21 protein-coding genes and 3 pseudogenes are annotated in these 23,848 nt (G+C 68.6%); 9 read left to right on the top strand and 15 right to left on the bottom strand.

All coding sequences use genetic code 11. The features are described 5' to 3' along the window. Positions 1-38: 38 nt before the first annotated feature. Positions 39-1,337, bottom strand: coding sequence for a bifunctional 3-oxoadipate enol-lactonase/4-carboxymuconolactone decarboxylase PcaDC (pcaDC, locus tag ACZ7LU_RS03250; protein WP_398309133.1), 1,299 nt, complete (start codon positions 1,335-1,337; stop codon positions 39-41). A gap of 32 nt (positions 1,338-1,369) precedes the next feature. Further along, on the bottom strand, positions 1,370-2,341 hold the full coding sequence (locus ACZ7LU_RS03245) for an IS110 family transposase (RefSeq protein WP_471915513.1): 972 nt from the start codon (positions 2,339-2,341) through the stop codon (positions 1,370-1,372). 539 nt (positions 2,342-2,880) lie between these two features. On the opposite strand from ACZ7LU_RS03245, the gene ACZ7LU_RS03240 reads away from it, so the two are divergent. Both ACZ7LU_RS03240 and ACZ7LU_RS03235 read left to right on the top strand, forming a co-directional pair. Further along, positions 2,881-3,741 carry a hypothetical protein gene (locus ACZ7LU_RS03240; protein ID WP_471915512.1) on the top strand — a complete coding sequence of 287 codons (861 nt, stop codon included), beginning with the start codon at positions 2,881-2,883 and terminating at the stop codon, positions 3,739-3,741. Positions 3,742-3,909: 168 nt separating this feature from the next. Further along, entirely contained in the window at positions 3,910-4,377 is a 468-nt protein-coding gene (locus tag ACZ7LU_RS03235; protein ID WP_471915511.1) for an NUDIX hydrolase, read from the top strand. A gap of 75 nt (positions 4,378-4,452) precedes the next feature. Here the strand turns inward: ACZ7LU_RS03235 and ACZ7LU_RS03230 are convergent. After that, positions 4,453-4,572: pseudogene (locus ACZ7LU_RS03230) on the bottom strand (response regulator); the annotation flags it as partial. A 419-nt stretch (positions 4,573-4,991) separates the two neighbouring features. Between ACZ7LU_RS03230 and ACZ7LU_RS03225 the strand changes: the two are divergent. After that, positions 4,992-5,144, top strand: a pseudogene (locus ACZ7LU_RS03225) (IS110 family transposase); the annotation flags it as partial. Between the two features lie 27 nt (positions 5,145-5,171). On the opposite strand, the gene ACZ7LU_RS03220 reads toward ACZ7LU_RS03225, so the two are convergent. The 3 genes from ACZ7LU_RS03220 to ACZ7LU_RS03210 form a co-directional block, all read right to left on the bottom strand. After that, a complete protein-coding gene (locus ACZ7LU_RS03220; protein WP_471915510.1) occupies positions 5,172-5,396 on the bottom strand; it encodes a hypothetical protein in 225 nt (74 codons plus the stop codon). Further along, positions 5,393-7,612 carry an SNF2-related protein gene (locus tag ACZ7LU_RS03215; RefSeq protein ID WP_471916467.1) on the bottom strand — a complete coding sequence of 740 codons (2,220 nt, stop codon included), beginning with the start codon at positions 7,610-7,612 and terminating at the stop codon, positions 5,393-5,395. Before ACZ7LU_RS03215 ends, ACZ7LU_RS03220 begins: the two co-directional genes overlap by 4 nt. Positions 7,613-7,797: 185 nt before the next feature. Beyond that, complete coding sequence (locus ACZ7LU_RS03210; RefSeq protein ID WP_471915509.1) at positions 7,798-8,496, bottom strand: SNF2 helicase-associated domain-containing protein; 699 nt, start codon at positions 8,494-8,496, stop codon at positions 7,798-7,800. A gap of 633 nt (positions 8,497-9,129) precedes the next feature. Here ACZ7LU_RS03210 and ACZ7LU_RS03205 point away from each other — a divergent pair. The 5 genes from ACZ7LU_RS03205 (at position 9,130) to ACZ7LU_RS03185 (ending at position 16,364) form a co-directional block, all read left to right on the top strand. Further along, positions 9,130-9,771 (top strand): hypothetical protein, encoded by a 642-nt coding sequence (locus ACZ7LU_RS03205; protein WP_468085596.1) that lies wholly within the window; start codon positions 9,130-9,132, stop codon positions 9,769-9,771. Then, positions 9,768-10,871 carry a hypothetical protein gene (locus ACZ7LU_RS03200; RefSeq protein WP_471915508.1) on the top strand — a complete coding sequence of 368 codons (1,104 nt, stop codon included), beginning with the start codon at positions 9,768-9,770 and terminating at the stop codon, positions 10,869-10,871. The genes ACZ7LU_RS03205 and ACZ7LU_RS03200 overlap by 4 nt, the downstream gene beginning before the upstream one ends. A gap of 160 nt (positions 10,872-11,031) precedes the next feature. Next, positions 11,032-11,343, top strand: coding sequence for a hypothetical protein (locus ACZ7LU_RS03195; RefSeq protein WP_471915507.1), 312 nt, complete (start codon positions 11,032-11,034; stop codon positions 11,341-11,343). Positions 11,344-11,350: 7 nt separating this feature from the next. After that, positions 11,351-15,874 carry a DUF6531 domain-containing protein gene (locus ACZ7LU_RS03190; protein WP_471915506.1) on the top strand — a complete coding sequence of 1,508 codons (4,524 nt, stop codon included), beginning with the start codon at positions 11,351-11,353 and terminating at the stop codon, positions 15,872-15,874. Between the two features lie 10 nt (positions 15,875-15,884). Then, positions 15,885-16,364, top strand: coding sequence for a hypothetical protein (locus tag ACZ7LU_RS03185; protein ID WP_398309145.1), 480 nt, complete (start codon positions 15,885-15,887; stop codon positions 16,362-16,364). A 255-nt stretch (positions 16,365-16,619) separates the two neighbouring features. On the opposite strand, the pseudogene ACZ7LU_RS03180 reads toward ACZ7LU_RS03185, so the two are convergent. The 5 genes and pseudogenes from ACZ7LU_RS03180 to ACZ7LU_RS03160 all read right to left on the bottom strand — a co-directional run. After that, positions 16,620-17,000: pseudogene (locus tag ACZ7LU_RS03180) on the bottom strand (methionine--tRNA ligase); the annotation flags it as partial. Then, entirely contained in the window at positions 17,001-17,681 is a 681-nt protein-coding gene (locus ACZ7LU_RS03175) for an HsdM family class I SAM-dependent methyltransferase (RefSeq protein ID WP_471915505.1), read from the bottom strand. A 6-nt stretch (positions 17,682-17,687) separates the two neighbouring features. Next, positions 17,688-17,834: a type I restriction-modification system subunit M N-terminal domain-containing protein gene (locus ACZ7LU_RS03170; RefSeq protein ID WP_471915504.1), complete on the bottom strand. Its 147-nt coding sequence runs from the start codon at positions 17,832-17,834 to the stop codon at positions 17,688-17,690. A gap of 42 nt (positions 17,835-17,876) precedes the next feature. Then, on the bottom strand, positions 17,877-18,008 hold the full coding sequence (locus ACZ7LU_RS03165) for a hypothetical protein (RefSeq protein WP_471915503.1): 132 nt from the start codon (positions 18,006-18,008) through the stop codon (positions 17,877-17,879). A gap of 132 nt (positions 18,009-18,140) precedes the next feature. Beyond that, the gene (locus ACZ7LU_RS03160) at positions 18,141-18,482 is read right to left on the bottom strand and encodes a thiamine pyrophosphate-binding protein (protein WP_471915502.1); all 342 of its coding nucleotides are present in this window, start codon (positions 18,480-18,482) and stop codon (positions 18,141-18,143) included. 152 nt (positions 18,483-18,634) lie between these two features. On the opposite strand from ACZ7LU_RS03160, the gene ACZ7LU_RS03155 reads away from it, so the two are divergent. Further along, positions 18,635-19,633: an ornithine cyclodeaminase family protein gene (locus ACZ7LU_RS03155; protein ID WP_471915501.1), complete on the top strand. Its 999-nt coding sequence runs from the start codon at positions 18,635-18,637 to the stop codon at positions 19,631-19,633. Between the two features lie 27 nt (positions 19,634-19,660). Here ACZ7LU_RS03155 and ACZ7LU_RS03150 read toward each other — a convergent pair whose 3' ends face one another. The 4 genes from ACZ7LU_RS03150 to ACZ7LU_RS03135 form a co-directional block, all read right to left on the bottom strand. Further along, positions 19,661-20,959, bottom strand: coding sequence for a sulfite oxidase (locus tag ACZ7LU_RS03150; RefSeq protein ID WP_471915500.1), 1,299 nt, complete (start codon positions 20,957-20,959; stop codon positions 19,661-19,663). 72 nt (positions 20,960-21,031) lie between these two features. Further along, entirely contained in the window at positions 21,032-21,640 is a 609-nt protein-coding gene (locus tag ACZ7LU_RS03145) for a sugar kinase (RefSeq protein ID WP_398309162.1), read from the bottom strand. Next, positions 21,641-22,798, bottom strand: a complete 1,158-nt coding sequence (locus ACZ7LU_RS03140) for an ROK family glucokinase (protein WP_398309165.1) — start codon at positions 22,796-22,798, stop codon at positions 21,641-21,643. It abuts the gene before it with no gap. A gap of 226 nt (positions 22,799-23,024) precedes the next feature. After that, positions 23,025-23,846 (bottom strand): ATP-binding cassette domain-containing protein, encoded by an 822-nt coding sequence (locus tag ACZ7LU_RS03135; protein WP_471916466.1) that lies wholly within the window; start codon positions 23,844-23,846, stop codon positions 23,025-23,027. Between the last annotated feature and the right edge of the window lie 2 nt (positions 23,847-23,848).

Genomic DNA, 23,848 nt, shown 5'->3' with positions numbered 1-23,848 from the left:
AGTGGGTGTCGGGAGAAGTCGTCATGCCTCCCATCCTGCTACTCCTGCGGCGTGGTTTCCTCACGGATGACGGCCTGCGCGACCTTGAAGGCGGAGTTCGCCGCGGGGACGCCGCAGTAGACGGCGGCCTGGAGCAGGACTTCCTTGATCTCCGCCGGGGTGAGGCCGTTGCGCAGCGCGGCCCTGGTGTGGAAGCCGAGCTCGTCGAGGTGGCCGCCCGCGACGAGCGCGGTGAGCGTGACGCAGCTGCGGGAGCGGCGGTCCAGACCGGGCCGGTTCCACACCTCGCCCCAGGCGTAGCGCGTGATGAGCTCCTGGAAGTCTCCGGAGAAGTCGTCGGCGGCGTCGAGCACCCGGTCGACGTGCGCGTCGCCGAGCACCTCGCGGCGGACCTTCATCCCCGCCTCGTACAGATCGGGACCGGCCCCGCCGACCACGGCCGCGGGCTGCTCCGCGGCGGCGATCTCGGCGACGGGCGCGACGGGCGGCGGGGCGAGGACGGGCTTGACGGGCGGCGCGGAGATGGCGGACTGGCCGACGGTCGCCTCGGTGGCGGGCTGCCAGGCCGACGAGAAGTGGCGTACGAGGAGGTCGGTGACCGCGGCGGGCTGCTCGACCGGCGCGAGGTGCGAGGCGGCAGGCACGACGGCGAGCCGCGCGTCGGGGATCCCCGCGACGAGCGTACGCGCCTCGCCCTGCCCCGTGACCTGGTCCTCCGAGCCGACGAGCACCAGCGTCGGCACCCCTATCCTGCCCAGCTCCGCGCGCACGTCGAAGGCGGCGAGGGCCTCGCAGGCGGCGATGTAGCAGCCGGGGTCGGTGGTCCGCACCATCTGCACGGCCCAGTCGGTGATGGCGGGCTGGGCCGCGGCGAAGCCGGGCGTGAACCAGCGGTCGGGGGCGGACCGGGCGATGGGGTCGAGACCGTTGCTGCGCACGATCACGCCGCGCTGGCGGAACTCGTCGGCCGTGCCGAACCGCGGCGACGCGGCGATCAGCGCGAGCGAGGCGACGCGCTGCGGGTGCCGGAGCGCGAGCTCGACGCCGATGGCGCCGCCGAAGGCGCAGCCCGCGTACCCGAAGCGCTGCACGCCGAGCTCGTCGAGCGTCGCGAGCAGCCGCTCGGCGAGCTCCCCCACGGACCCGCACGGGTGCGCGGGCGCCCCACCGTGCCCGGGCATGTCGAAACGGAACACTCGCCAGTGCCGGATCAGCTCGGGTACCTGGCGGTCCCACATGTGCCAGGTGGTACCCAGTGAGGCACCCAGGATCAGGACCGGGGCGTCTTCTGGCCCGTCGAAGCGGTATTGCAGGGTGTTCATCGGTGTCTCACTCACCCGCCAGACCCTCTCATCAGTCACGACAGCCCCTATGAGCGGGGTACTGGCTGTAGCTGTTTGACCAGGTGAAAGACCTCCCGGGCCGCGTAGCGTTTGAGACAACGGATGATTTCGCGACGGGTCTTCCCCTCCTTGATCCGGCGCTCGTAGTAGTCCTTGGTACGTGGGTCGACCCGCAGTCGGGTGAACACGATGCGGTGGAGCGCGGCATTGGCCTGCCGGTCACCGCCGCGGTTGAGGCGACGGAACTGCGGGCGTCCCGAGGAACGCTCGACGGGACTGACAGCCTCCACCTCTCGAATCTGCTCGGAGAGCTGGCCGATCCGGTGGGCCAGCAGACCCAGCGTGATGCGAGTGGCCTGCAGCACCGACTCCTCGCCGACCTCCCCGTGACTGCCCGAATCGGTGAACCGCGCGCAGGTACGGAAGAGTTCGGCGTTGCCCAGCGTGGCCAGTTCTTCCCGCAGAGCGGGATCAGCGGTCACGAGGACGGCCTTGAGCTGGTTGATGGCCTGGGTGCGGGCTTTGACGGCCGACGCCTTCGTGAGCTTATACATTCTGGCGATCTGCACCGGCCCTCCACCCGATTTGGCCCGAGCCCGGGCTCGCCCGCTCAACACGGCCCGTGCCGCGTTCTGGGCGTCGAGCGGATCTGTCTTACCGCGCTGGCGGCGATCTGCCCGATCCATCCGGTTTACGTCGAACACGTCCACGCCCTGGGCCAGCAGATAGCGGGACAGAGAGGCCCCGTAGGAGCCGGTCCCCTCCACCCCCGCCCGCGTCACTGCTCCCGACTTCCCGGCCCACTTCAGCAGAGCGCGATAGCCCACCGCGGTGGCCGGGAACTCCTCAGTGCCAAGGACTGCCCCGGACAAGGAGAGCACTGCAGCCACATGCGCATCCCTGTGCGTGTCCACCCCTAAGACCACCTCCTGCACGGGACGGCGACGGCGGGTTTTCGGAGCAGGAGACGACGTACTGGGCACGGTCAAAGTTGACATGCCTGATCCCTTCCGGTCCGATGCCGTGTCGCGTTGCTGGTACCGGGCCGCGTCGGGCGGTCAGAATCGTGAGGACGCCACAACAATCGGCAGGCCCCTATCGGGACACACCCCGCCAGCCCGGCACCGGCAACGCACCATCCCTGACCAGCGGCCGACACTGTGTGACTTAGACACCTTGGTCAGAAAAATCATGAGTCAGACCCCACGACCCGGGACAGCACCCACCCATCCTCCCGCCCCACACGCCACATCGACCCCTGTGTTCGATCTCGATCGGCAGTGAGGGCTATTCGACAGTCGACGTCCAGCACCGACAGCACATGCGCGAACAAGAACAGTGTCGGCGGGCCCGACAGTGGCGAGCCGGAGTACAGCAACGCCCTCGCCTGACGTTGGAACCCCCGCCTGGGCAAACTGTCGGCGGTGCCTCCTCTGTTCTGCCACCTTGTGTCACCCCAGCTAACAGCCACGCACCCCGGCTGCGCATTGACCGGGACCGGATCAAGCTCCATTTCCCCGGTACTACGGTTGCTCACATGACGCTCTCGGCACCTTCGGCGCACGCTGTTGACTTGCGAGTTGAACCGGTGGACAACGTTCTCGATCACGTCGAGCGATCTCTTCAAGTCGAGCTGGACCGGGAAACGGTGGTACGCAAACGCCGCTCGGTCGGAGCGCGGACGGACCGGCAGACGTGGATCCGTATCGAGCTGCGCGGGCTCGACAAGATCGGCGTGCAGGGCTGGAACGGCACCGAGTGCGCCGCGCGCCTGGAAGGCATCGCCCAGTCCACCTGGCGCGGGTGTGTGGTCTGGCGGGACGCGGACGAACCCGTGATGTGGCGGGCTGATGAGGCCGAGCTCTTGCCGAGTGCGCCCATCGGCACCGCGATCCTCAGCGAGGATCCGAATCTGGAGGAAGCCTGGTGGCAGGTGCTCAACGCCTCGCTGGGCGCGCTCGCGAACCAGGACACGCTGCGTGTTGCCACCCCGGACACCATCACCATCACGCAGGCTCTCGTCACCGAAGCCGTCTGCAGCATCGCCCCCGCCTGTGACTTCGACACGACCGTCCAGCAGTGGGTTCCGGCCCACGCGGACCTGAACTGGGCCAACATGACCGCGCCGACGTTCTCCCTCTTCGACTGGGAGGACTGGGGCAACGCACCACGCGGCCTGGATTCCGCCTCGCTGTGGGGAATCTCCCTTGCTGTCCCCGCCCCAGCCGATCGTGTACGGCACGAACGGCGCCACGACTTCGAGAGCCGGGACGGCAAGCTGATGACGCTCTTCGCGTGCTCGAAGATGCTCGGGCCGGATGCCCACCCGCAGGACCCTCGGCTGGAGCCCGCGCGCCACATGGCCGAGCAGGTCATCACAGAGCTTCAGGCAGGCTGACCGCGCGATCAGGCCCGGATGAGGTCCCGGTATCCGCGGACGGCCTGCTCGCCGACCACGCTCGTCAGAGCTCCTATCAGTCCGCCCAGGTGGGCGGGCTCGTCGGTGCCTGGAAGACAGTGCGCCCCTGGGCACCCGGCAACGTCGAAAGCAAGGAGCACCACCGCAGTGGGCAGGACTGAGTACTACTACAACCCCAAGGCCCCCAAGGCCAACACCCTGATCCCCGCCAGCAACATGCTAGCCGTCAACGACGAGGGCGAGATCCTCCTGCAGCGGCGCCGCGACACCGGCCAGTGGGCCCTTCCCGGGGGCGCCCAGGACATCGGCGAGAGCCCCGCCCAGTGCGCGGTCCGCGAATGCCAAGAAGAGACCGGCATCATCGCCGAGGTCACCGGCTTCCTCGGCGTGTACTCCAACCCGGCACACATCGTCGCGTACACCGACGGTGAGATCCGCCAGCAGTTCGAGGTCGCGTACATCGGCCGCCCCGTCGGCGGCAAGCCCACCATCAACGACGAGGCAGGCGGCGTACGTTGGGTCCACCCGGACGACCTCCAGACCCTCGACATCCACCCGAGCATGCACGAACAGATCGGCCACTACCCGGCCGGCACCTACCCCTACCTGGGATAGCCACTCAGTGCGCCACACCCAGTTCGCCCGCGGCCGCCCCACACTGGCGTGGATCTCCGGTGCCACCCAGCGGATGGACGGGTTGGCCAGTTCGCAGAGCTTGCGCAGCGCCTCGACGCCGTCCGTGCCGGGCATCTTGACGTCCATCAGGACGACGTCCGGCTTCAACTCCTCGGCGCGGTCGACGCCTTCGGCGCGCCGCCCGCGCCGTCACCGCCCTGCTCCTCCACGTACTCGAGAGCGGCGAGCCGGAAGACAGCGGAGCCTCCAGCACAAGCCCCGATCCGTCTTGACCAACTGCGGACGACGCCGCGCCGGAGGCAGGCCGACGGGGGTTCCTCAGCTGTTGCAGTGCCGACGCCAGCTCTGGTTGAACTTCGTGAGCGTCTACGGGCCGACGGCCCGCCCAGACCTGTCGAGTGACCATAGGGCCACTGCGCACAGTGATACGCGGCCGCCTGAGAAACGTACGCGGCCTCAAGGCAGTTGTGCTGCGGTATGGACACCGTGGCCTTCGACGACGTGTTCCCGTATGCCCGTCACTGAGGGTGCAGGTCAGCGCGGTCGCGCTTGGCTTTCCCCTATGTGCCCTGTACCGGATTGTGCTGACTTGACTGCGCTGGGACCCGCGTACCCAGGCGTATTACGAGAGACGGGTTACGGAAGGGAAGATCCAGCGCGAGATCATCCGCTGCCTGAAGCGGTATGTGGCCCGGGAGGTCTACCGCCTCGTTCAGGGGCAGCGTCAGAGCCCGCGTTGCGAGTGAACAGCCCTGTCAGTCCTCGGTATGCCGTCAGACGAAGGTGAGTGCCGTGACGGGGTCAGGGTCGGCCGGTACGGCTGGCCACCATTCGCCGTCGTCGTCCTGGAGGTAGGGGTACCAGTGGTCGTCGGGACCCAGGCGGAGCTGGATGCCGTGGCCGGTGAGTGTGAGGCGGTTGCGCCAGGCCCTGAGAGCCACAGGGGCGGTGGTCATTTCGGCGAGGGCCGTGGTCAGGGCGGTCCGGGCGACTGTCATGGTGGCCGAGCCGGGGTGTGGGGCTGTTCGGCGACGGTGATGCCGGTGGGGCCGCCGTGGCGCCAGGCGCGGGTGAGGCGGGCGAAGGAGGTGGGTTTGGCGCCGGTGTTCTGGATCAGTTGGTGGAACCACTCGGGGCCGGGATTGCTCGCGGCGATGCGTACCGCGTCCTGGTGCTGGGTCAGGTGCAGGGTGGTGGTATCGCCCGACAGCAGCCGTGACGCGCGTGCCGACACATCGGTCATCAGGCGCTCCAGATCGGGGCTGGTGAGACCGGTGCTCGACGGTGGGGGAACCGGCAGTGCGGCGGAGTGGGCGGAGGGTTCGGGCAGGTCGGGCAACGGCGGGGCGTGCCCCGTCAGGGCGGCCCACGCGGCGTAGGCGCCGGCCGCGTGGATACCGGCAGGAGCGGCTGGAGCGTCGACGGTGTGGCCCGTGGTGCGGCGTGCGCGCAGCTGGGCGAGGACTTCCTTGCGTCCACGGCCGCGCAGCGCGAAGAGCACGAACGGGTCGTCATCGATGGTGGCGGCGATCGCGTAGCAGAGTGCGGCGGCGTGTTTGCACGGGTATCCCCAGTCGGGGCAGGAGCACTCGGGGTCGAGTTCGGCGGGCTGCGGGAGAAGGGGGACTCCGGCGTGGCGGGCGTCGTCGACGAGTTCGGCGGGCATCTCGCCGTCGAGGAGCGCTGCGAGATGCCCCGCGCGGGCCGCGATGGTGTCGAGCAGGGTGTCCCACTGGGTGCGGGTGAGGACGGGCAGGTGGACCGAGGAGCGGTACGGGCGGGGGCGGCTGCCCTGAACAGGTGCTTTCACTTGGCCTGGCGCGATGGAGACCGGGCCGACCATGCCCTTGCGGGCACAGGTGCGGCCGCGGGACAGGCGCCCGGCGTCGGGGGTGGAGTCCTCCAGGGCCGCCACCCACGCCTGGCCCCACCAGGTGGCGGCGAAGGCGCGCTTGCCGCGCACCGGACCACGTCGGGCTGCCGGGCTCATGACTGCCTGCCCATGGGCGACGAGTTCGGCGAGGTCCGCGTCGAACAGTTCGGTCAAGGCTGCCTCGCCGGAGCCGACGACGGCGTCGGCGTCGGCGTCGGCGAGCGCACGCTTGGATGCGAGCAGCTTCGCCACCTTGTCCTCCACGGTTCCCTCGGCGAGGAGTTTGTGCACCTGGACGGGCTTGTCCTGGCCGATGCGGTAGGCGCGGTCGGTGGCCTGGTCCTCGACGGCCGGGTTCCACCAGCGGTCGTAGTGCACCACATGGGTGGCGCGAGTGAGGTTGAGTCCGGTGCCGACCGCCTTCAACGACAGCAGGAATACCGGAACTTCGCCTTGCCGGAAGGCTTCCTCCATCTCCTCGCGGTGGGCGACGGGCGTGCCACCGTGCAGGAAGAGGGTGGAGACGCCGCGCTCGGCGAGATGTTGCTCCAACAGAGTCGCCATCTGCTTGTACTGGGTGAAGACCAGAACCGACTCGCCCTCGGCCGTGATGGTCTCGAGCAGTTCGTCGAGCAGGTCGAGCTTGCCGGACCGGCCGCGCAAGGGCATGGACTGGCGCAGGTACTGGGCCGGGTGGTTGCAGATCTGCTTCAGAGCGGTAAGGAGCTTCAGCACGAGTCCGCGGCGGGCGATGCCCTCAGCTTCGGCGATCTTCGCCATGGTCTCGCGGACCACCGCCTCGTACAGGCCAACCTGCTCAGGCGTCAGGGGTAGACGCGGTCGGTCTCGGTCTTGGCGGGCAGTTCGGGGGCGATGCCCGGGTCGGACTTTTTGCGGCGTAGCAGGAAGGGGCGGACGAGGCGAGAGGCGCTCGGCGGCCTGGGGGTCCTCGCCCGTCTCGATCAGCCGGGCGTGCCGGTCGCGGAAGGCGGTGAGGGTGCCGAGGAGTCCGGGGGTGGTCCAGTCCAGGAGTGCCCACAGTTCGGAGAGGTTGTTCTCCACGGGGGTGCCGGTAAGGGCGACGCGGGCGCGGGCGGGCAGGGCGCGCAGTTCGCGGGCGGTGACGGCGTACGGGTTCTTGACGTGCTGGGCCTCGTCGGCGGCGATCAGCGACCAGTCGGCCTCGGCGAGGGCCTCCTGGTCGCGGCGCAGGACTTCGTAGGTGACCAGGACGATCTCGTCGGTGGCGAGGTCTTTGAGGTGGCGGTCGCCGCCGTGGTAGCGGCGCACGGGGACGTGCGGCGCGAACCTGTCGGCTTCGCGCTGCCAGTTGCCGAGCAGGGAGGCAGGACAGACGACAAGAGCGGGGCCTGCGGTGGCGGGGCGGCCTGCCGGTGCAGATGCAGGGAGATGAGGGTGATGGTCTTGCCCAGGCCCATGTCGTCGGCGAGGCAGCCGCCGAGGCCGAGTTCGCACATCTCGGCCAGCCAGGCCAGGCCCCGCTTCTGGTAGTCGCGCAAAGTGGCCTAAAGAGCGGCGGGCTGCGGGGCGGGGGTGCGGGACTCGGGGTCGCGGATACGGGCGATGAGGCCGCCGAACGCGCCAACTGCAGCGCACGGGACCGGTTCGCCGTCCCGCTCCACCTCGCCGGTCAGCGCGGCACCCAGAGCCTCCATGGGGGTGAGAGGGACGAGTCGGCGGCGCTTGGCGCGGGCGACCAGTTTCGGGTCGGCGACCACCCATTGGGCACGCAGCCTCACGAGGGGGCGGCGGGCCTCGGCGAGGGCATCCATCTCGGCCTCGGTGAGCGGCTGGCCGCCGAGCGAGAGCTGCCAGCGGAAGTCCAGCAGCGCGTCGGCATCCAGGAGACCGCCCGCGCTGGAGCCGGGGGCGGTGCGCTGCCCGATCTCGGCGGTGGCGGTGAGCGCCTTGCCCAGCTCACGCGGCCAGTGCACGTCGATACCGGCCGCACGCAACGTGTCGGTGGCCTCCCCGAGGAGGTCGAGGGCTTCGTCGTCACTCAGCCGGAGCTGATCGGGAGCGGCGTCCTTCAGCAGCCGCTCGAGCGGGGGCCAGACGCGGGCGCCACGGGCAGGGCGAGCAGCGTCTCGGTCTCGGCACGCGGGCCGAGCAGCCGCTCCACCGGCCGGCTCGCTCCACAGCCGTGCGGCTTCGACGACGAGCGACGGATCGGCTGCGGTGTGCAGCTGCAGTACGGCGTACACCGGGATTGCCCTGGACGACGACAAGAAGAACGTCGTCGCCTACCGCACCACCGGCTGATCCCCGGAGAATCTCGCACGGTCGGCTCCCTTCCAGAAAGGCGCCAAACCGTCCCGCACCTGTGGTCACTCCTGGGCCAGCCTCGCATGACGTCCTGCCACGTCGCGAACATCGGCTCACCGTCATCCCCACGACGGAGACAGCCCATGCGGACCTCATCGACGGAGTCGGCGTCGTACTCGCCAACCAGGGCGTCAGCTGGGATGGCCGACAGACCGAGCCCACGCCCCTCCGCCTGGCGAGACAGATCGATCAAGGCCACCCCTACTGGCGACGCAGCTGCACGACACCGGTCAAGCAGTAGCGGGTCCGCGGCTCGGCGATGCCCCGGTCGCGTTTGTGACGCTGCTCCCGCCCCGTCCTGTGCCCCCTCCGCTGTGCCCCGCTCAAGGGGATATGCGCTTCTATGTGGATTGGCGGTGTTCGGCTTGCCTACGCAGTTTATGTGTGGATGGGTAGCAGTGTTCCGTCAAGTCGAGGGCCTGGATGTACGAAGCGATCACCTCCGTGACAGCATTTACACCCTGGGTGTCATTCGTTGCCCTCAAGATCCCTCGCCCCACCGGGAGTCAGAAGTGAATCGCCGTTTCCTGCCCGTTGCGGTCGCGATCACCGCAAGCGCCGTGCTCCTGCTCACCGGTTGCACTTCAGGCGGCGGAGACGATGATGCCTCCGACAAGATCAAGGGGGCAGGGAGCGGAGAGGCGTCGGCTTCGGCGAGTGCGTCGGCGAAGCCGGGCGGGGCCAAGCGGCCGGAGATCAAGCTCCCCAAGACCTTCCGGGCGGACTTTGGGAGCTGGACGAACAGCGACCCGAAGCTGCAAGTGATCCTGGACGACGGGAAGGAGCGGCTGCGGGCCGGATACGCCGCCATCATGGCGGGCGATCCTCAGGACAGCGCCTTGGAGTTCTATAGTGCGGGCGCGGCCCTCAAGTCCGCCCCGGAATGGGTGAAGACGTACGAGGGCCTCACCCTCAAGGGACAAGTCCACGTCTCCAACCCCCAGGTGCACATCAGCAATGAGGGGTTCGGCGTCCTCTTCTACTGTGTGGACGAGGCGAAGGCGTCCACACGGAACCTCAAGTCGGGCAAGGTCGAGGGCACGCCCGAAGGCGACGACCCGAAGGTCCAGTACCGCACGCGGCTGGACAAGAACGCCGATGGCGTGTGGCAGACCTCCACCGTGGAGACGGACCGCGGAGGATGCCAGAAATGACCTCTGCCTACCGCCGTGCTGGTGGAGCCTTGGCCCTGCTCACCGCCGTCGCCGTCCTGTTGCCCACTTCAGCCGTTGCCATCGGCGGGGGCGGGGAGGAATCGACGGGCGGCGGAAAGAAGCCCGACCACTCCGTGGGCGGCGATGCCTCTGGCAAGGACCTGATGGCGTCTGTGTCCAACTCGAAGATCAAGCTCACCTATCCCGGCGGCCGGACATCGAAGGCTCCCGTGGGTGAGCTCACCTCCGTGGACCCCAACTGGGAGCCCCCGGCATGCTGGTACGAGCCCGTGTTTTCCCCGAAGCAGCTCAAGGACGCGGTCGCCACCGGCGAGGGCGGCCTGGTCAATGCCCACGTCTGGTGGAGCAACGGCCTGTGGGTGGACCACTACGAGAAGGGGAAGCCGGACAGCAATTTCGACCTGACGGCTCCCGCGAACAGCAGCGCCGACGGGTACAAGAAGTACAACCTCGGCAAGAAGGGCATGTTCTGGCGAAGCACGGTCCGCGAGGGCCACTACCAGGACTCGAAGGCGTGGGACTGCGGCCGCGTCATGTTCTGGCAGGACGCCGGCACCATCCCTAAGGACAAGAACGCTCCCACCCCGGAAACCTTGGCCGCCTACGCCTACAACAAGATCAAGGTCCCGGACACCGAGATCGAGGTGAAGCCGGCCGCCAAGTCGACGGTCAACCTGCCCACTTGGGTGTGGCTGGACAAAAGCACCTTCAAAAACATCACAGTCCGCGCCGACCTGCCCGGCACCGGCCTGTATGCGGTGACCACCGCGAAGCCGGTCGCCCTGCACCTGGAACCCGGCACGGACGACGCCGAGGCCTACCCCGCGTCCGGCGAGTGCACGATCAACGACGACGGCTCCATCGGCACCCCGTTCACCAAGGGCGCCTCCGGCGACACTCCTCCGTGCGGCATCAAGTACCTGCGGGCCACGAACGGCGAGCCATACCAGATCAAGGCATCGATCACCTGGGCGATCTCCTGGGAGGGGACGGGCGGAGCGAAGGGCGACCTTCCCGATGGAACCTTCGAGACCACCCAGGACATGAACGTCCAGGAGATCCAGTCCATCAACCGCTGACAGAGCACCACCCTCTCTCGCCCTGTTCGAGCTGTTCGCGGCCGGGCACCAGCATGATCTCTTTCATTGCCTTGACGAAAAGTCAACCCTCCGCAGACCCGGCCAGCCCAGGGCCTTGGGGCGGCGGGTATCAACGATTCACCACGATTGACGGGGACCCATGTCGGATCTGAAGAAGGATGCGGAAGCTCTGCACAAGGCGGCCGCCGCGCTGGGCAAGGTGGATGACCACACCCGTAAGCCGTTGCATGACTTCACGGCCGCTTCGCATGATCTGTCCGCGTTCGGTGTGCTGGGGTCGTTGATGAGTGCCAAGGACGACATCCAGGACGGCATGGACACCATCGCCAAGCTCACCAAGGACCTGCACAAGGAGTGGGAGGCCGAGGCGAAGTTCGTGGACGACGTCTCCGACGCCTTCGACCTGCTGGATGTTCTGCTGAGCGCTGCGGCTCGCGCCAAGAGGGGCTGAGCCGTACATGGGCTTCGACATCATCCCCGGCGACGCCGAGTTCGAAATTGACGCCGAAGATCTCAACCCGCTGAAATGGATCAACAAGGCCAACCACGCCTTCGGCGACACCCTCGCCAGCAATCTGGAGTTCCTCGGCATCACCGACCCCGCCGTCGACCCGGACGGCATCCGGGAGATAGCCAAGCAGTGGCGGGCCCTGGCCAAGGGGCTTGACGCCGCAGCCCACGCCGCCGAGGTGGCGCTCAAGGATCTGGAGTGGGAGGGCAAGGCCGCCAAGGCCCTCCACAAGCGAGCCAAGACCAGCCGCACACAGGCCACCAACATGGCCGACTCGCTACGCGAGGGCGCCAAGGCACTGGATGACTTCGCCGACGAAGCCCACGAACTCCTCACCGAGATCGGTGTGATCCTCGCGGAGATCGCCGAGTTCGAGATCGCGGGCCTGGCCCTGTCGGTACTGACCGGCGGCCTGTCCGCGATCGCGGGCAGCCTCGCGGCCGGCGCGCGGGCCGCGAAGGTCGTGGCACTGATCGCCCGGATCGAGAAGTCCGGCAGCCGTATGGCCTGGGTTATCCGCACCGTCATGGAGGCGATCCGCGGCCTGGAGCGGGCGCTGAAGGCCCTCGGGGAGATCAAGACGATCGCCAAGGTCGGAAAGATGGCGGGCGAGGGCATGAAGTTCGCCGCCTTCGACGCCGCTCTGCAAGATCCGAGCGCTTTCAAGGACCCGGAGAAGCTCTCCAAGCTGCTGGCCGAGGGTGCGATCCTCGGCGTCGGCGCCGGCGTCCTGGGCAAGGCCCTCGGTAAGGGATTGAAGAAGCTCAAGCCCGGCGAGCTGTCCAAGATGGGCAAGGCATTGGGCTTGGGAGGCGATGGTCTGGTCCGCCCGAACCTGTTGCCTGGGAAGCTGCGGGTAAATCTCGCGTCGATCCGGGCGAAGCTAAAGGAGTGGGTAGTCGATCCGATCGACGTCGCCACGGGCGACATGCTTCTGACGGAGACGGATGTCCAACTGCCGGGCACCCTCCCCCTCGTTCTGGAACGCACTCACCTCTCGTCATATCGGTGGGGCGGCTGGTTCGGCATATCCTGGGCTTCGACGCTCGACCAGCGCCTTCAAGTCGGCGATGAGACCATCACTTACGCCGCCCCTGACGGCGCGCGCCTGGTCTTCCCGCGGTTGGCTCCCGATGCCGCCGAGCCCGTATCTCCGACAACCGGGGCGCGTCTCTTCCTGTCCTGGGACACCGAGACCGACGGTGCCCTGCGGCTGTTCGACCCGGGGACCGGCCTTGCGCATGTCTTTCATTCCCCCCGGCCTGCGGCGGACGGTCAAGCCGTCGATCTCCCTCTGCAGGAGATCGTGGACCTCAATGACCAGCGCATCACCGTCCATTACGCTGATGACGGCGCCCCGATCGAGGTGAGTCACACTGCTGGCTACCGGATCGCTTTGGACCGACATCCTCATCTACCTCGCATCACCGGCCTGCGCCTCCTCGACGCCGAAGCCCCCTCTTCGCGCGGGATCAGCCTTCTCACTCTTGGCTATGACGAGGCAACAGGGAACCTCGTTGAAGTCACCAACTCCTCAGGTCTTTCCGAACACTTCACATACGACGACGCGGGCCGCATTGTTTCCTGGCTCGACCGCAACGGCACGGCGTACGCCTACAGCTACGACGACCACGGTCGCGTCGTAGCTACGGAAGGCAGCGGCGGATGTCTTTCGGGAACACTTGCTTACGACGATGAGACCCGCACCACCAAGGTCACCAACTCCCTTGGCCACACCAGCTATTACGAACACAATGAGGCATCGCGACTCGTCCGCCGGACGGACCCGCTCGGCCATGTCACCCACCAGGAGTGGGACAACCAGGGCCGCTTGGTCTCCGTCACCGACCCTCTCGGTCACACGAGGCAGTTCACCTACGACGAGGCCGGACTCCTCGCCTCCGCCATCCGCCCTGACGGGCGCGGAACGTTCGTGGAGTACAACGAACTGGGCCAGCCTGTCCGAGTCACCGGACCTTCTGGTCTCACACGCCATCAAACCTTCGACGCGCGGGGCAACCTCACCGCAGCCACCGATGCGGCGGGTGCCCAGATTCGCTTCGCGTACAACTCGGCAGGGCACCTCACCGGCGTAACCGATCCCCTCGGTCACACCGCACACATTCGCTGCGACAAGGCAGGGCTTCCGATCCAGGTCGTAGACCCGCTCGGTGCGGTGACTGACTACGAACGCGATGCCTTCGGCCGCCCTGTCACGGTCACCGATCCGCTCGGTGCTGTCACGCGGCTGTCCTGGACCGTGGAAGGAGGGCTCGCACGCCGCGTCCTGCCGGATGGCAGCGAAGAGACATCGACCTGGGACGGCGAGGGCAACTGCACGGCACGCACGGACGCCCTGGGTACCGTATCCCGCTTCGAATACACGCACTTCGACCGGGTCGCGGCCCGCATCGGCCCTGATGGCAGCCGCTACGAGTTCACCTACGACACCGAACTGCGACTCGTCCAGGTACTCAACCCCCAGAACCTCACCTGGACATACGCATACGATCCGGCCGGGCGCCTGACCTCGGAAACCGACTTCGACGGCCGCACCATCAGCTACGAGCACGACCAGGCAGGCCGGGTCGTGGCCCGCACAACACCCCTCGGCGATCGCATATCCACCAGCTATGACGCGCTCGGCCGCATCACGTCGAAGGACGTAGCAGGGCACACCACCCACTACACCTACGATGCGGCCGACAACCTGGTGAGCCTGTCCTCCCCGACCTCGACGATGACCTTCGAGTGCGATGCACTCGGGCGCCCGCTTTCCGAGACAGTCGACGGACGCACCACGCGCTACACCTACGATCTGCTGGGCCGTGTCACATCCCGCACCACGCCCACGGGAGCGGTGTCCGAGTTCGCTTACGACGCCGCAGGAAACCGCACGAGCGTGAGCAGCGACGGCCGCACCCTGGTCTTCGCCCACGACGCACGGGGCCGCGAAGTGTCGCGGGCCTTCGGCCGGTCCGACCAACCCGTCACCATCACCTCAGCCTGGAACGAATGCGACCGTCTGATATCGCAAGTTCTGGCCACTCCTGACCGCATCCTGCGAGACCTCGGTTACGACTACCGTGCCGACGGATTCTTGGAACGCATATCCGACCAGCTGCTCGGGACAAGCACATCCTTCGACCTGGACCTGACCGGCAGGCCACGGCAAGTCACAGCCGAGAACTGGACCGAGGAATACGCCTACGACGCCGCGGGCAACCAGACCCAGGCGCAATGGCCCGATGAGGCCCATCGCCGTGAGGGGCGAGGCGAGCGCATCTATGAGGGAACCAGGCTGCTCACCGCCGGCCGGATCCGGTGCGAATACGACGCAGCAGGACGCACCGTCCTCCGCCAGAAGAACCGGCTGTCGAGAAAGCCGGACACATGGCGCTACACCTGGGACGCGGAAAGCCGGCTGACTGCCTGCCGCACCCCCGACGGGACCCTGTGGACGTACACCTACGATCCGCTGGGGCGCCGCACGGCCAAGCACCGCATGACGGACGACGAACGCTCGATCTTGCACTCCGTCTATTTCACCTGGGACGGCCCTCGTGTGGTCGAACAGACCGACACGGCAACGCAGACGACACTGACCTGGGACTACGACGCCTACCGCCCCCTCACTCAACTCGAACGACGAACCGGCCTTGACCCCGAGGCGCGGGCGGACATCGACTCGCGCTTCTTCGCCATCGTCACGGACCTCATCGGCGCCCCCAGCGAACTCGTCGACGAACAAGGGGATGTGGCTTGGCAGAGCCGGACGACGGTGTGGGGCGCAACGTCCTGGAACCGTGACGCCGCCGCCTACACGCCTCTCCGCTTCCCAGGGCAGTACGACGACGGAGAAACGGGGCTCTTTTACAACTACTTCCGTCACTACGACCCCGAAACCGCCCGGTACATCAGCCCTGATCCGCTCGGCCTCGACGCAGGACCGAACCCGGTCGCCTATGTCACCAATCCACACCTCCAGATGGACCCCGAAGGGCTCATCGCCAAGGGATGCACAGAGGACGGGGGATGGTACAGCGGCCTGAAGCCCGCCAACCTCAAGGATGCCAACGGAAACCGTCTGTCCAGCATCGACATGGAGATCAACCACATCCCCGCTAAAGCCTCATATGCCCACCTCGGGGAGCCCGGATTTAAGGTGACCAAGAGCGGCGGGGCAGGCATGGGACCATCGATCAGAATGGATCTCGCCGACCACCGCGCTCTCAGGAGTACTGGCTCGGGCCCTCGCGCGGACGCATGGCGGGCCGCGCAGCGGCAGTTGATCGACAGCGGCCGATGGGATCAAGCCATGAAGATGGACATCGATGACATTCGTGGCCGATATGGCAGCAAATACGACGGCCACATCGCAGATATGGTGGCTAGCCTCAAGAACAACACAAAGTTCCAGGCCATGCTGACGAAGCGTGACTGGACGATCGACTACGACCTGCTGAAATAGGTGAACGTACATGGCCATTGACCTCGTGCTGGATCCGCCTCGCGGCGTGGCGCCGGTGAGGCTGGGCATGACACTCGAAGAGGCTGTAGAAGCGGTGTCTGGCTGGGGTACACCAAGGGTCTTCGGCCCCTTCGCCCATGACCCTTCAATGGATTTCGACATCGAGCTGGACAGGGTGGGATTCCAGGCACTACTGGAGAGGGACGAGCGTGTCACCGCGGTCGAACTGTGGTGGCCCGGCGAAGGCCGAGTGTCCACGACGCGCGTTCTCCTGGAGGGCGACGATGTATTCACCACGCCTGCTGACGAGATCCTGGAACGAGCCGTAGCGCGCGGCTGGACCGTGGACGCGTCCAATCCCGAACGGCCGTTCATTCCGGGAGTGACCCTGGCCTTCACGCGGGAGACGTCTCAGGAGGTGCCGCGCGACCGGCACGGGCTCCCCACGTATTTCACGTCCGTCCTCGTCGGCGACGAAAACTACAAATAGCCCCTGCCGCAAACAACCGCCTCACTCAACCCGCCACCGAGCGCCGCCCCGCGGCAGTTCCTGTCCGCGCGGGTCCGGCGCGGAGGCGGGCCGTAGTCGCATGAGGCAGAGGTGTCACCGCCATGTGTGGCGACCGGCTTCCTGTCGTCACAGCAGAGGATCATGCTTCCAGGAGCAGTGGCAGGCAGCCTGCACTGCCCGATGAATGCCCGGCCGGTACAGGCACGAGTAGGGACTGGGACGCGAAGAGAACGCTCAGGTGCCCTCAGCGCCGCCGAAGCGCTCGCGGTAGGACTCCAGGTCCTCTTCCATGATCTTCGCGAAGAGCACCGGCGGGACAGTGAACGCGGTCCCGGCCGGGAGGCTGTTGAGATTCTTGGCCTGATCGGCGCTCACCCAGGTCGCGGTGTCGCCCTCGAACACGAAGGCCGACCGCATGGCCCTGGCGTATGCCGGGATGAAGGGCTCGGAGATGACCGCGTACAGGTGGATGAGGTTCATGGCCGTGCGCAGGGTCAGCGCGGCGCCATTCTTGTCGGTCTTGATCTCCAGCCAGGGGGCCTTCTCCTCGAGGTAGGAGTTGCCCGCGGACCACAGGGCGCGCAGCGCGGCCGCGGCCTTGCGGAACTGAAGGGCTTAGTCGAAGGCGGTTCCCTGGTGCCCGTCCTCGGCGAAGACGTTCCCGAAGGCGATCGTCGAGGCCCGGCGGCCACTGGTCATCATGGTGGCACGGGAGATTGCCCATGAGTCCCGGTTGGTCTCCTGGCCGTACAGCGTGACGTCCACCTGGGGGTTCATCGACGCGATGTACGAGGCCGTCTCGGTCAGCAGACCGGCCGTCCCGCAGGTCGGATCCAGGATGGTGCGGACGGCATGCGGCGACGTCATGAGGTCCGAGTCGGCAGAGACGAGGAAGCTGGCCATTAGGTGGGCGACGTCCCGGGGGGTGTAGTGCTCGCCGATCGCCTCATTGCCGTTCTCCGCGAACCGCCGGACGAGCTCCTCGAAGAGGCTCTCCATGTGATCGTCGATGATCATCTGTCCCAGATCGATCGAGACGAACTGCGCGACGACGTGGTAGAGGAGTCGGGCCTGGTGCAGGCGGGTGACGGTCCGCTCGAACTCGAAGCCGTCCAGCAGCTCCCTGACCTTCTGGGAATACCCATCGACATAGGTCAGGAGCAACCGGTCGGCGCTCTCCGGATCGCTGAGCACACTCTGCATGGAGAGCCGGCTAGAGTTGTAGAAGGACCAACCCGAGGCGGCCGCGAGGCGCTGCTCCTGCTCGTCGTTGGTGCGCTCAGCCTCGTCGAGCACCGCCTGTCAGCTCGGGCCCAGCAGGCAGTCCAGTCGGCGCAGCACCGTGAACGGCAGGATCACCCGCCCATACTCGGAAGGCTTGAAGTCGCCGCGTAGCAGGTCGGCCACCGAACAGACGAGCTTGGACAGATGTCCGGTGGCGTCGCTCATGCTGTCCTCCGCAGGCCGGTGCCTTCCTGGGGACTGATCACCTCACAGCGGGCGGCCGGGCCGGAGCCACGAGGGGTACGGGACGTCGGCACGCCGGTGGCGGCACCCGGAGACCTGGGTGCCGCCGCCGTCGTCGGTGGTCCACCGCCAACTGCCGGCCAGCCGACCGGACATCGTTCCCTCTCCGCTGTGAAGCCGCTCCCCCTGCCCGAACTTCATACGTGCAACGTGCTCCGCACCAGACATGAACTCCAGACCTATCGAAGCACACTAACGAGCTCGTGCCTGGTTGGCGGACGGGCACGGTCAAGTGGTGCTCTGGCAGATCTCACTCTGCCGCGGCAGCCTGCGCTGGGGCCCGATGGATGGCTGCCAGTCCGGCGATAGCCGGGACGAGTTCGTCCAGGAGGTCGCGCTGCCGGTGAACTTCGCGTACCCCACACAGGCCAGCGCCGCGTTCTCTTCGTGCCGGACATGGATGAACCGCATCTCCGGGTGGGTCCGCAGGGCCTCGAAGAACCCGTTGACCTGATCACCGCAGATCCCGAAGCACGTGTCGACACCCCACTCCAGCAGGCGCTCGACGATCAGATCCGACGTCGTCTTCGACGAACCGCGCGTGGCGTGGTCGCCATCCTCTCCGGACACCTCGGTGACTCCTCACGACGGGGGCAGATGCCTCGTCAGCATCACGCGGATCCGCGCGGCGGGCATCTGCACACGGGCCGGACGTGGCGGCCGAGCGGGCGATGGCGCAAAGCACCCGGTCGTCCGGGCCCGGAAGGGGTAGGGACCGCTCCATGAGCGCACGCACCCCACAGACGGCACCCACCGCACACAGCACCCACACCGCACCACCACCCGCCGGCGCCACGCCCCACCTCGACGCCGAAGCGGTGGGCCGTCTCGTCCCGATGGCCGCCGCGGTCGACGCGCTGGAGGCTGTTCTCGCCGCGGGGCTGGATCCGGCCGCGGAGCCGGCCCGCGCGGTCGTGGACGTGCCCGGCGGCCAGCTACTGATGATGCCGTCGGCCACGTCGTCGTACACCGGCGTGAAGATCGCCACGGTCACCCCTGGCAACGCGGACCGCGGCCTGCCCCGCGTCCAGGGCATGTACCTCCTCCTGGACGGGGTGACGCACACGCCGCTGGTCCTCCTGGACGGCATCGCGCTGACCTCGCTGCGCACTCCGGCGCTGTCCGGGGTGGCGGTGCGGCACCTCGCGGTTCCGGAGGCCGGCCGCCTGGTCGTCTTCGGGACGGGGCCGCAGGCGTGGGGGCACGTCGAAGCGGTACGGGCGGTGCGTCCCGCGTTGCGTCACGTCGACGTCGTCGCGCGGCACCCCGGCCGGGTGGCGGCCTTCGTCGACCGCTGTCGCGCCGCCGGTCTCGCGGCGGCCGCGGCGACGCCGGAGGCGGTGGCCGACGCGGACGTGGTCTGCTGCTGCACCACGGCCCGCGAACCCCTGTTCGACAGCGCCCTGCTGCCCGACCACGCGACGGTCGCCGCGGTCGGCTCCCACGAGCCGGACGCCCGCGAGGTCGACGCCGCGCTCGTGGGCCGCGCCACAGTGGTGGCGGAGTCCCGCGAGGTGGCGGCGCGGGAGTGCGGCGACCTGGTCCTCGCGACCGCCGAAGGAGCCTTCGACCCGGCCCGGCTGCACACACTGGACGACTTGGTCCGCGGCGGTGTGCGGGCGGCCGAGGGGCGGCCCCGGCTGTTCAAGTCTGCGGGGATGGCCTGGGAGGACCTGACGGTGGCGGCCGCCGCGTACGAGAGGTGGACGGCCGCCGGGTGAAGGCTTCGGGCGGGCGCGGGGCGCGCCTCAGGCCTCGACCGTCACCGCATGCCGCAGCACCGCGTCGAACAGGTACCCCTGCGTGTTGGGCACCGTGGTCTCCGGCTGGGTGCGGCCCGTGGAGTCCGTGGCGCGGGAGAGGAGTTCGGCGGGGCCGGGCTTGCGGGGTGTCCACGGGATCGACCAGCGGGTCCACGAGCCGCGCCGCCCGGTGTCGTGCAGGCGGGCACGGCGCCAGGACGCGCCGCCGTCCGTGCTGACCTCGACCCGGGTGACCGCGCCGTCCGCCGACCAGGCGCGGCCCGTGAGCCGGTGGCGGGTGTGTGCGGACAGGCGCGCGTTCCAGGGGAGTTCGAAGGCCGACTTCAGGGTCTGGCGGGTCAGCGGGGCGCTGCCCTCGGACGGGTACGCGTCGCCGTACAGCCGGTAGAAGTCCGTGTTCCAGGGCGAGTAGAGGGGCACGGTCGAGACCTCGATGTCGCCCAGCCACTTGATCGAGGAGATGCCCACCCAGGACGGGGCGAGCAGACGGACCGGGAACCCGTGGTCGGGAGGAAGGGGCGCGCCGTTCATCTCATACGCGAGGAGGACGTCGTCCAGCGCCTTGGAGATCGGCATGGGGCGGCGTACGCGGCCGTAGTTCGTGCCGTTCGACGTGACGTACTCGTCGTCGAGGCCGCGCGGCATCACGTCCACCGCCCGGGTGGAGAGGCCGGCCCTGCGCAGGACGTCGGAGAGGCGTGCCCCGCGCCAGTGGGCCGCGCCGATCGCGCCCGTGCCCCACGGGGTGCCGGCCACGGGCTGGTTCTGCTGGGTCTTGAAGTAGTTCCTGGCGTTGCCCGCGCACTCGACGAACGCCGTGCGGGTCACCGGGGGCAGGCTGCGCAGCTCCGCGAGGGTGAACTGCCGTGCCCCGCCCGTCAGTCCGTCGCCCCAGATCCGCAGCTTCCAGGATGCCGCGTCGATGCGCGGTGTCGTCGTGTGGTTGCGCACGAAGAAGTGCGAGACGGGGGTGGTGAGGCCGGTGCCCGCGAGGGCCTCGAAGCGGGTCTCCGCGTTCGTGCCGTGGAGCGTGAACAGCTCGGGGGGCAGCGGCTTGACGATGCCCGCCCCCGCCGCCCGCACCGGCCGCGCCGCGCTCCCGGGGCTCGCCGCGCCCGCGGTGGGCGCCGACAGGGCGACCGGCACCGCCGAGACGATGCCCGCGGCCGCGAGGAGCCGCACCATGTCGCGGCGTCCCACCCCTTCGGCGCGGGCCTCCCCCGCCAGCCACTGGCCCAGTCTGTGCCGGTCGTACGCCGACTCCGATTCCGTGATTCTGGTCATGGCCCACACCGTAGGAGGCGGCGGCGCGGCCCACCGGAGATCGCCCCGATCTTCACAAGCGTGACAACTGGTTCAGGGCGTCGTCGTCGACACCACGTACACCATCGGATGCTCCGCGTTCGAGCGGTCCACGACCACGTCCTGCGTCGGCTTCGGGTCGTCCTGCTCGTGCGTGAGGCCGGACCAGGGCCCCGGACCCGTGAACTCCCAGCCGACGACCTTCTGGTCGCGCTTGCTGATGGTGATGTCGTTCGGCTTGAGGGCGCCCTCGACCGTGCCGATCTGCTCGAGGAACCTGGCCAGGCCTTCGTTGCTGGTGAGGAACTGGACGTAGAGGCGGCTGGTGCGCCAGTTGTTCGTCTCGTAGTAGGCGACCTCGTCCGAGTACGGCTGGACCGGCACCTCGTACAGACGGCGCTGCACCTTGGAGGGCCAGCCCGCGGTGAGGCCGGTCGCCGAGTACTTGTCCTCCTTGTCGCGGCCGCTGTTGCGGCTCTGGTTCGCGGAGATCACCAGGTAGCCGGCGGGGACGCCGATGAGCAGCACGATGATGATCGCCGTCAGCCACCGGCGGCGGATCATGTGGGCGCGGTCCTCGGTCTTGCGGGCCTTGCCCCCGTCCCGGTCCGGCTCGGGTGCGCCGGGGTTGTCCGGGGACGAGGGCTGGCGGGGCACGGTCATCTACTGGGTTCCCTGGGATGTGCGGTCGTTGGTGCGGCGGGCCTCGGCGTAGCGCTCGTAGCGTTCGTAGCGCTCCACGCGGCGCCGGTTGGCGCGGCGGAAGCGGCGGGCGACCAGCCGGGCCAGGTCGGCGGCGCCGACCATGCCGGCCTCGGGGCCGAGCTGCGCGCGGGCGATGCGGGCCTCGGGGCGGTAGCCGCGGCCGGTCAGATGGCGGCGGAAGGCGTCGCGGGCCGGACCGATCAGGAGGTCGTCGGCGGCGCTGACGCCACCGCCGATCACGAAGCAGGACGGGTCGAGGGCCGCCGCCAGGTTGGCGATGCCGACGCCGAGCCACTGGCCGATGTCCTGGAGCAGCTCGACGCACATGGCGTCGCCCTCGCGGGCCAGCTCGGTGATGAGGGGGCCCGTGATGTCGGGGACGTTGCCCTTGACGCGCTCGATGATGCCGTACGCGACCGGGGAGTCCGCGGCGGCGAGCTCGCGGGCCTCGCGGACCAGCGCGTTGCCGGAGCTGTACTGCTCCCAGCAGCCGCGGTTGCCGCACGGGCAGCGGTGGCCGCCGGGGACGACCTGCATGTGCCCGAACTCGCCGGCCACCCCGAACTTGCCGCGCTTGACCTGCCCGTCCTCCAGGATCGCGCCGCCGATGCCGGTGCCGAGGGTGATCATGACGAGGTGGTCCTCACCGCGGCCGGCGCCGAAGCGCCACTCCGCCCAGGCGGCGGTGTTCGCGTCGTTGTCCACCATCACCGGGACCGCGAGGCGGCCGGAGATGCGGTCGCGGAGCGGTTCGTTGCGCCAGGACAGGTGCGGGGCGAACAGGACGCGGTTGCGGTCCGCGTCCACCCAGCCGGCGGCGCCGATGCCGACGGCGTGCACGTCGTGGCGGTCGGAGAGGTCGAGGACCAGCTCGATGATCGTGTCCTCGACGACACGGGGGCTCTTCGACTTGTCCGGGGTCTCCGTGCGGAGCGTCTCCAGGATGTTGCCGTCGGGGTCGACGACGCCCGCCATCACCTTCGTGCCGCCGATGTCGATGCCGACGGTGTTGACGCGGGGCGCCGTCAGATGGGATCGGCGTTCGCGCGTGCCCACGGTCCGCAGGACGGTGGCTCGTGCGGAGCCGCGGTGCGCGAGGTCGCGGTAGGTGCTCATTGCGGCGATTCTGCCTCACCCTCGCGGGGGCGCGCACAACGGGGACCCCGGGGCGGGGGCGAATACCGATGGCCCGGGGACGGGGTTCCCAGGGGCGCGGGGAACTGCGCGCGCAACCACGAAAGAGCCGCAGACGCGTCTGCCGGGCAACCGTGCAGATGCGACTGCGGCTTTTCCTGGGCTGAGCGCGCAGTTCCCCGCGCCCCTGAATACGCGCCCCCAGCCGTCAGGCTGGGCCGCGGCCCTCCAGTTCGTGACGGAGGTCGTCCAGTTCGGAGCCGCCCGCCATCTCACGGGTGAGATCGTCGAGGGAGATCTCGTCGCGGGTGTAGGAGCCGGACATCACTCCTCGCTTGAGGAGGACGAACCGGTCCCCGACCAGGTACGCGTGGTGCGGGTTGTGGGTGATCAGGACCACGCCGAGGCCCGCGTCCCGCGCCGCGGCCACGTACTTCAGGACGACGCCGGACTGCTTGACGCCGAGCGCCGCGGTCGGCTCGTCGAGGACGAGCACCTTCGCGCCGAAGTACACGGCGCGCGCGATCGCCACGCACTGGCGCTCACCGCCGGAGAGCGTCCCGATGGGCTGGTCCACGTCGCGCAGGTCGATGCCCATGCGGAGCAGCTCCGCGCGGGTCGTCTCGCGCATGAGGTCGACGTCCATGCGGCGGAACGGGCCCGTGCCCTTCGTCGGCTCGGAGCCGAGGAAGAAGTTCCGCCAGACCGGCATCAGGGGGACCACGGCGAGGTCCTGGTAGACCGTCGCGATGCCGAGGTCGAGGGCCTCGCGCGGCGAGCCGAGGCGCGTGTCCTCGCCCTCGATGCGGAAGGTGCCCGCATCGTGCTTGTGCAGACCCGCGATGATCTTGATGAGGGTGGACTTGCCCGCGCCGTTGTCGCCGAGCACGCAGGAGATCTCCCCCGCGTGCACCTCCAGGGAGACGCCTTCGAGCGCGCGGATGTTGCCGTAGTACTTGCTGACGCCGTCGAGCTCGACGAGCGGCGTGCGCTCCCCGGTCTCCGGCGCGGCGTCGTTGAGGTCGGTCATGT

Source organism: Streptomyces sp. NPDC039462 (assembly GCF_055639375.1).
The sequence above is the reverse complement of the archived record's forward strand: the minus strand, read 5'-3'. Positions and strand labels throughout refer to the sequence as shown.

Excerpts from the sequence above, each read along its gene's own strand:
- ACZ7LU_RS03245 (WP_471915513.1), bottom strand. The coding sequence starts at position 2,341 with ATGTCAACTTTGACCGTGCCCAGTACGTCGTCTCCTGCTCCGAAAACC.
- ACZ7LU_RS03240 (WP_471915512.1), top strand. The coding sequence starts at position 2,881 with ATGACGCTCTCGGCACCTTCGGCGCACGCTGTTGACTTGCGAGTTGAA.
- ACZ7LU_RS03220 (WP_471915510.1), bottom strand. The coding sequence starts at position 5,396 with ATGACAGTCGCCCGGACCGCCCTGACCACGGCCCTCGCCGAAATGACC.
- ACZ7LU_RS03200 (WP_471915508.1), top strand. The coding sequence starts at position 9,768 with ATGACCTCTGCCTACCGCCGTGCTGGTGGAGCCTTGGCCCTGCTCACC.
- ACZ7LU_RS03195 (WP_471915507.1), top strand. The coding sequence starts at position 11,032 with ATGTCGGATCTGAAGAAGGATGCGGAAGCTCTGCACAAGGCGGCCGCC.
- ACZ7LU_RS03190 (WP_471915506.1), top strand. The coding sequence starts at position 11,351 with ATGGGCTTCGACATCATCCCCGGCGACGCCGAGTTCGAAATTGACGCC.
- ACZ7LU_RS03185 (WP_398309145.1), top strand. The coding sequence starts at position 15,885 with ATGGCCATTGACCTCGTGCTGGATCCGCCTCGCGGCGTGGCGCCGGTG.
- ACZ7LU_RS03170 (WP_471915504.1), bottom strand. The coding sequence starts at position 17,834 with ATGAGCGACGCCACCGGACATCTGTCCAAGCTCGTCTGTTCGGTGGCC.
- ACZ7LU_RS03165 (WP_471915503.1), bottom strand. The coding sequence starts at position 18,008 with ATGTCCGGTCGGCTGGCCGGCAGTTGGCGGTGGACCACCGACGACGGC.
- ACZ7LU_RS03155 (WP_471915501.1), top strand. The coding sequence starts at position 18,635 with ATGAGCGCACGCACCCCACAGACGGCACCCACCGCACACAGCACCCAC.
- ACZ7LU_RS03150 (WP_471915500.1), bottom strand. The coding sequence starts at position 20,959 with ATGACCAGAATCACGGAATCGGAGTCGGCGTACGACCGGCACAGACTG.
- ACZ7LU_RS03145 (WP_398309162.1), bottom strand. The coding sequence starts at position 21,640 with ATGACCGTGCCCCGCCAGCCCTCGTCCCCGGACAACCCCGGCGCACCC.
- ACZ7LU_RS03140 (WP_398309165.1), bottom strand. The coding sequence starts at position 22,798 with ATGAGCACCTACCGCGACCTCGCGCACCGCGGCTCCGCACGAGCCACC.
- ACZ7LU_RS03135 (WP_471916466.1), bottom strand. The coding sequence starts at position 23,846 with ATGACCGACCTCAACGACGCCGCGCCGGAGACCGGGGAGCGCACGCCG.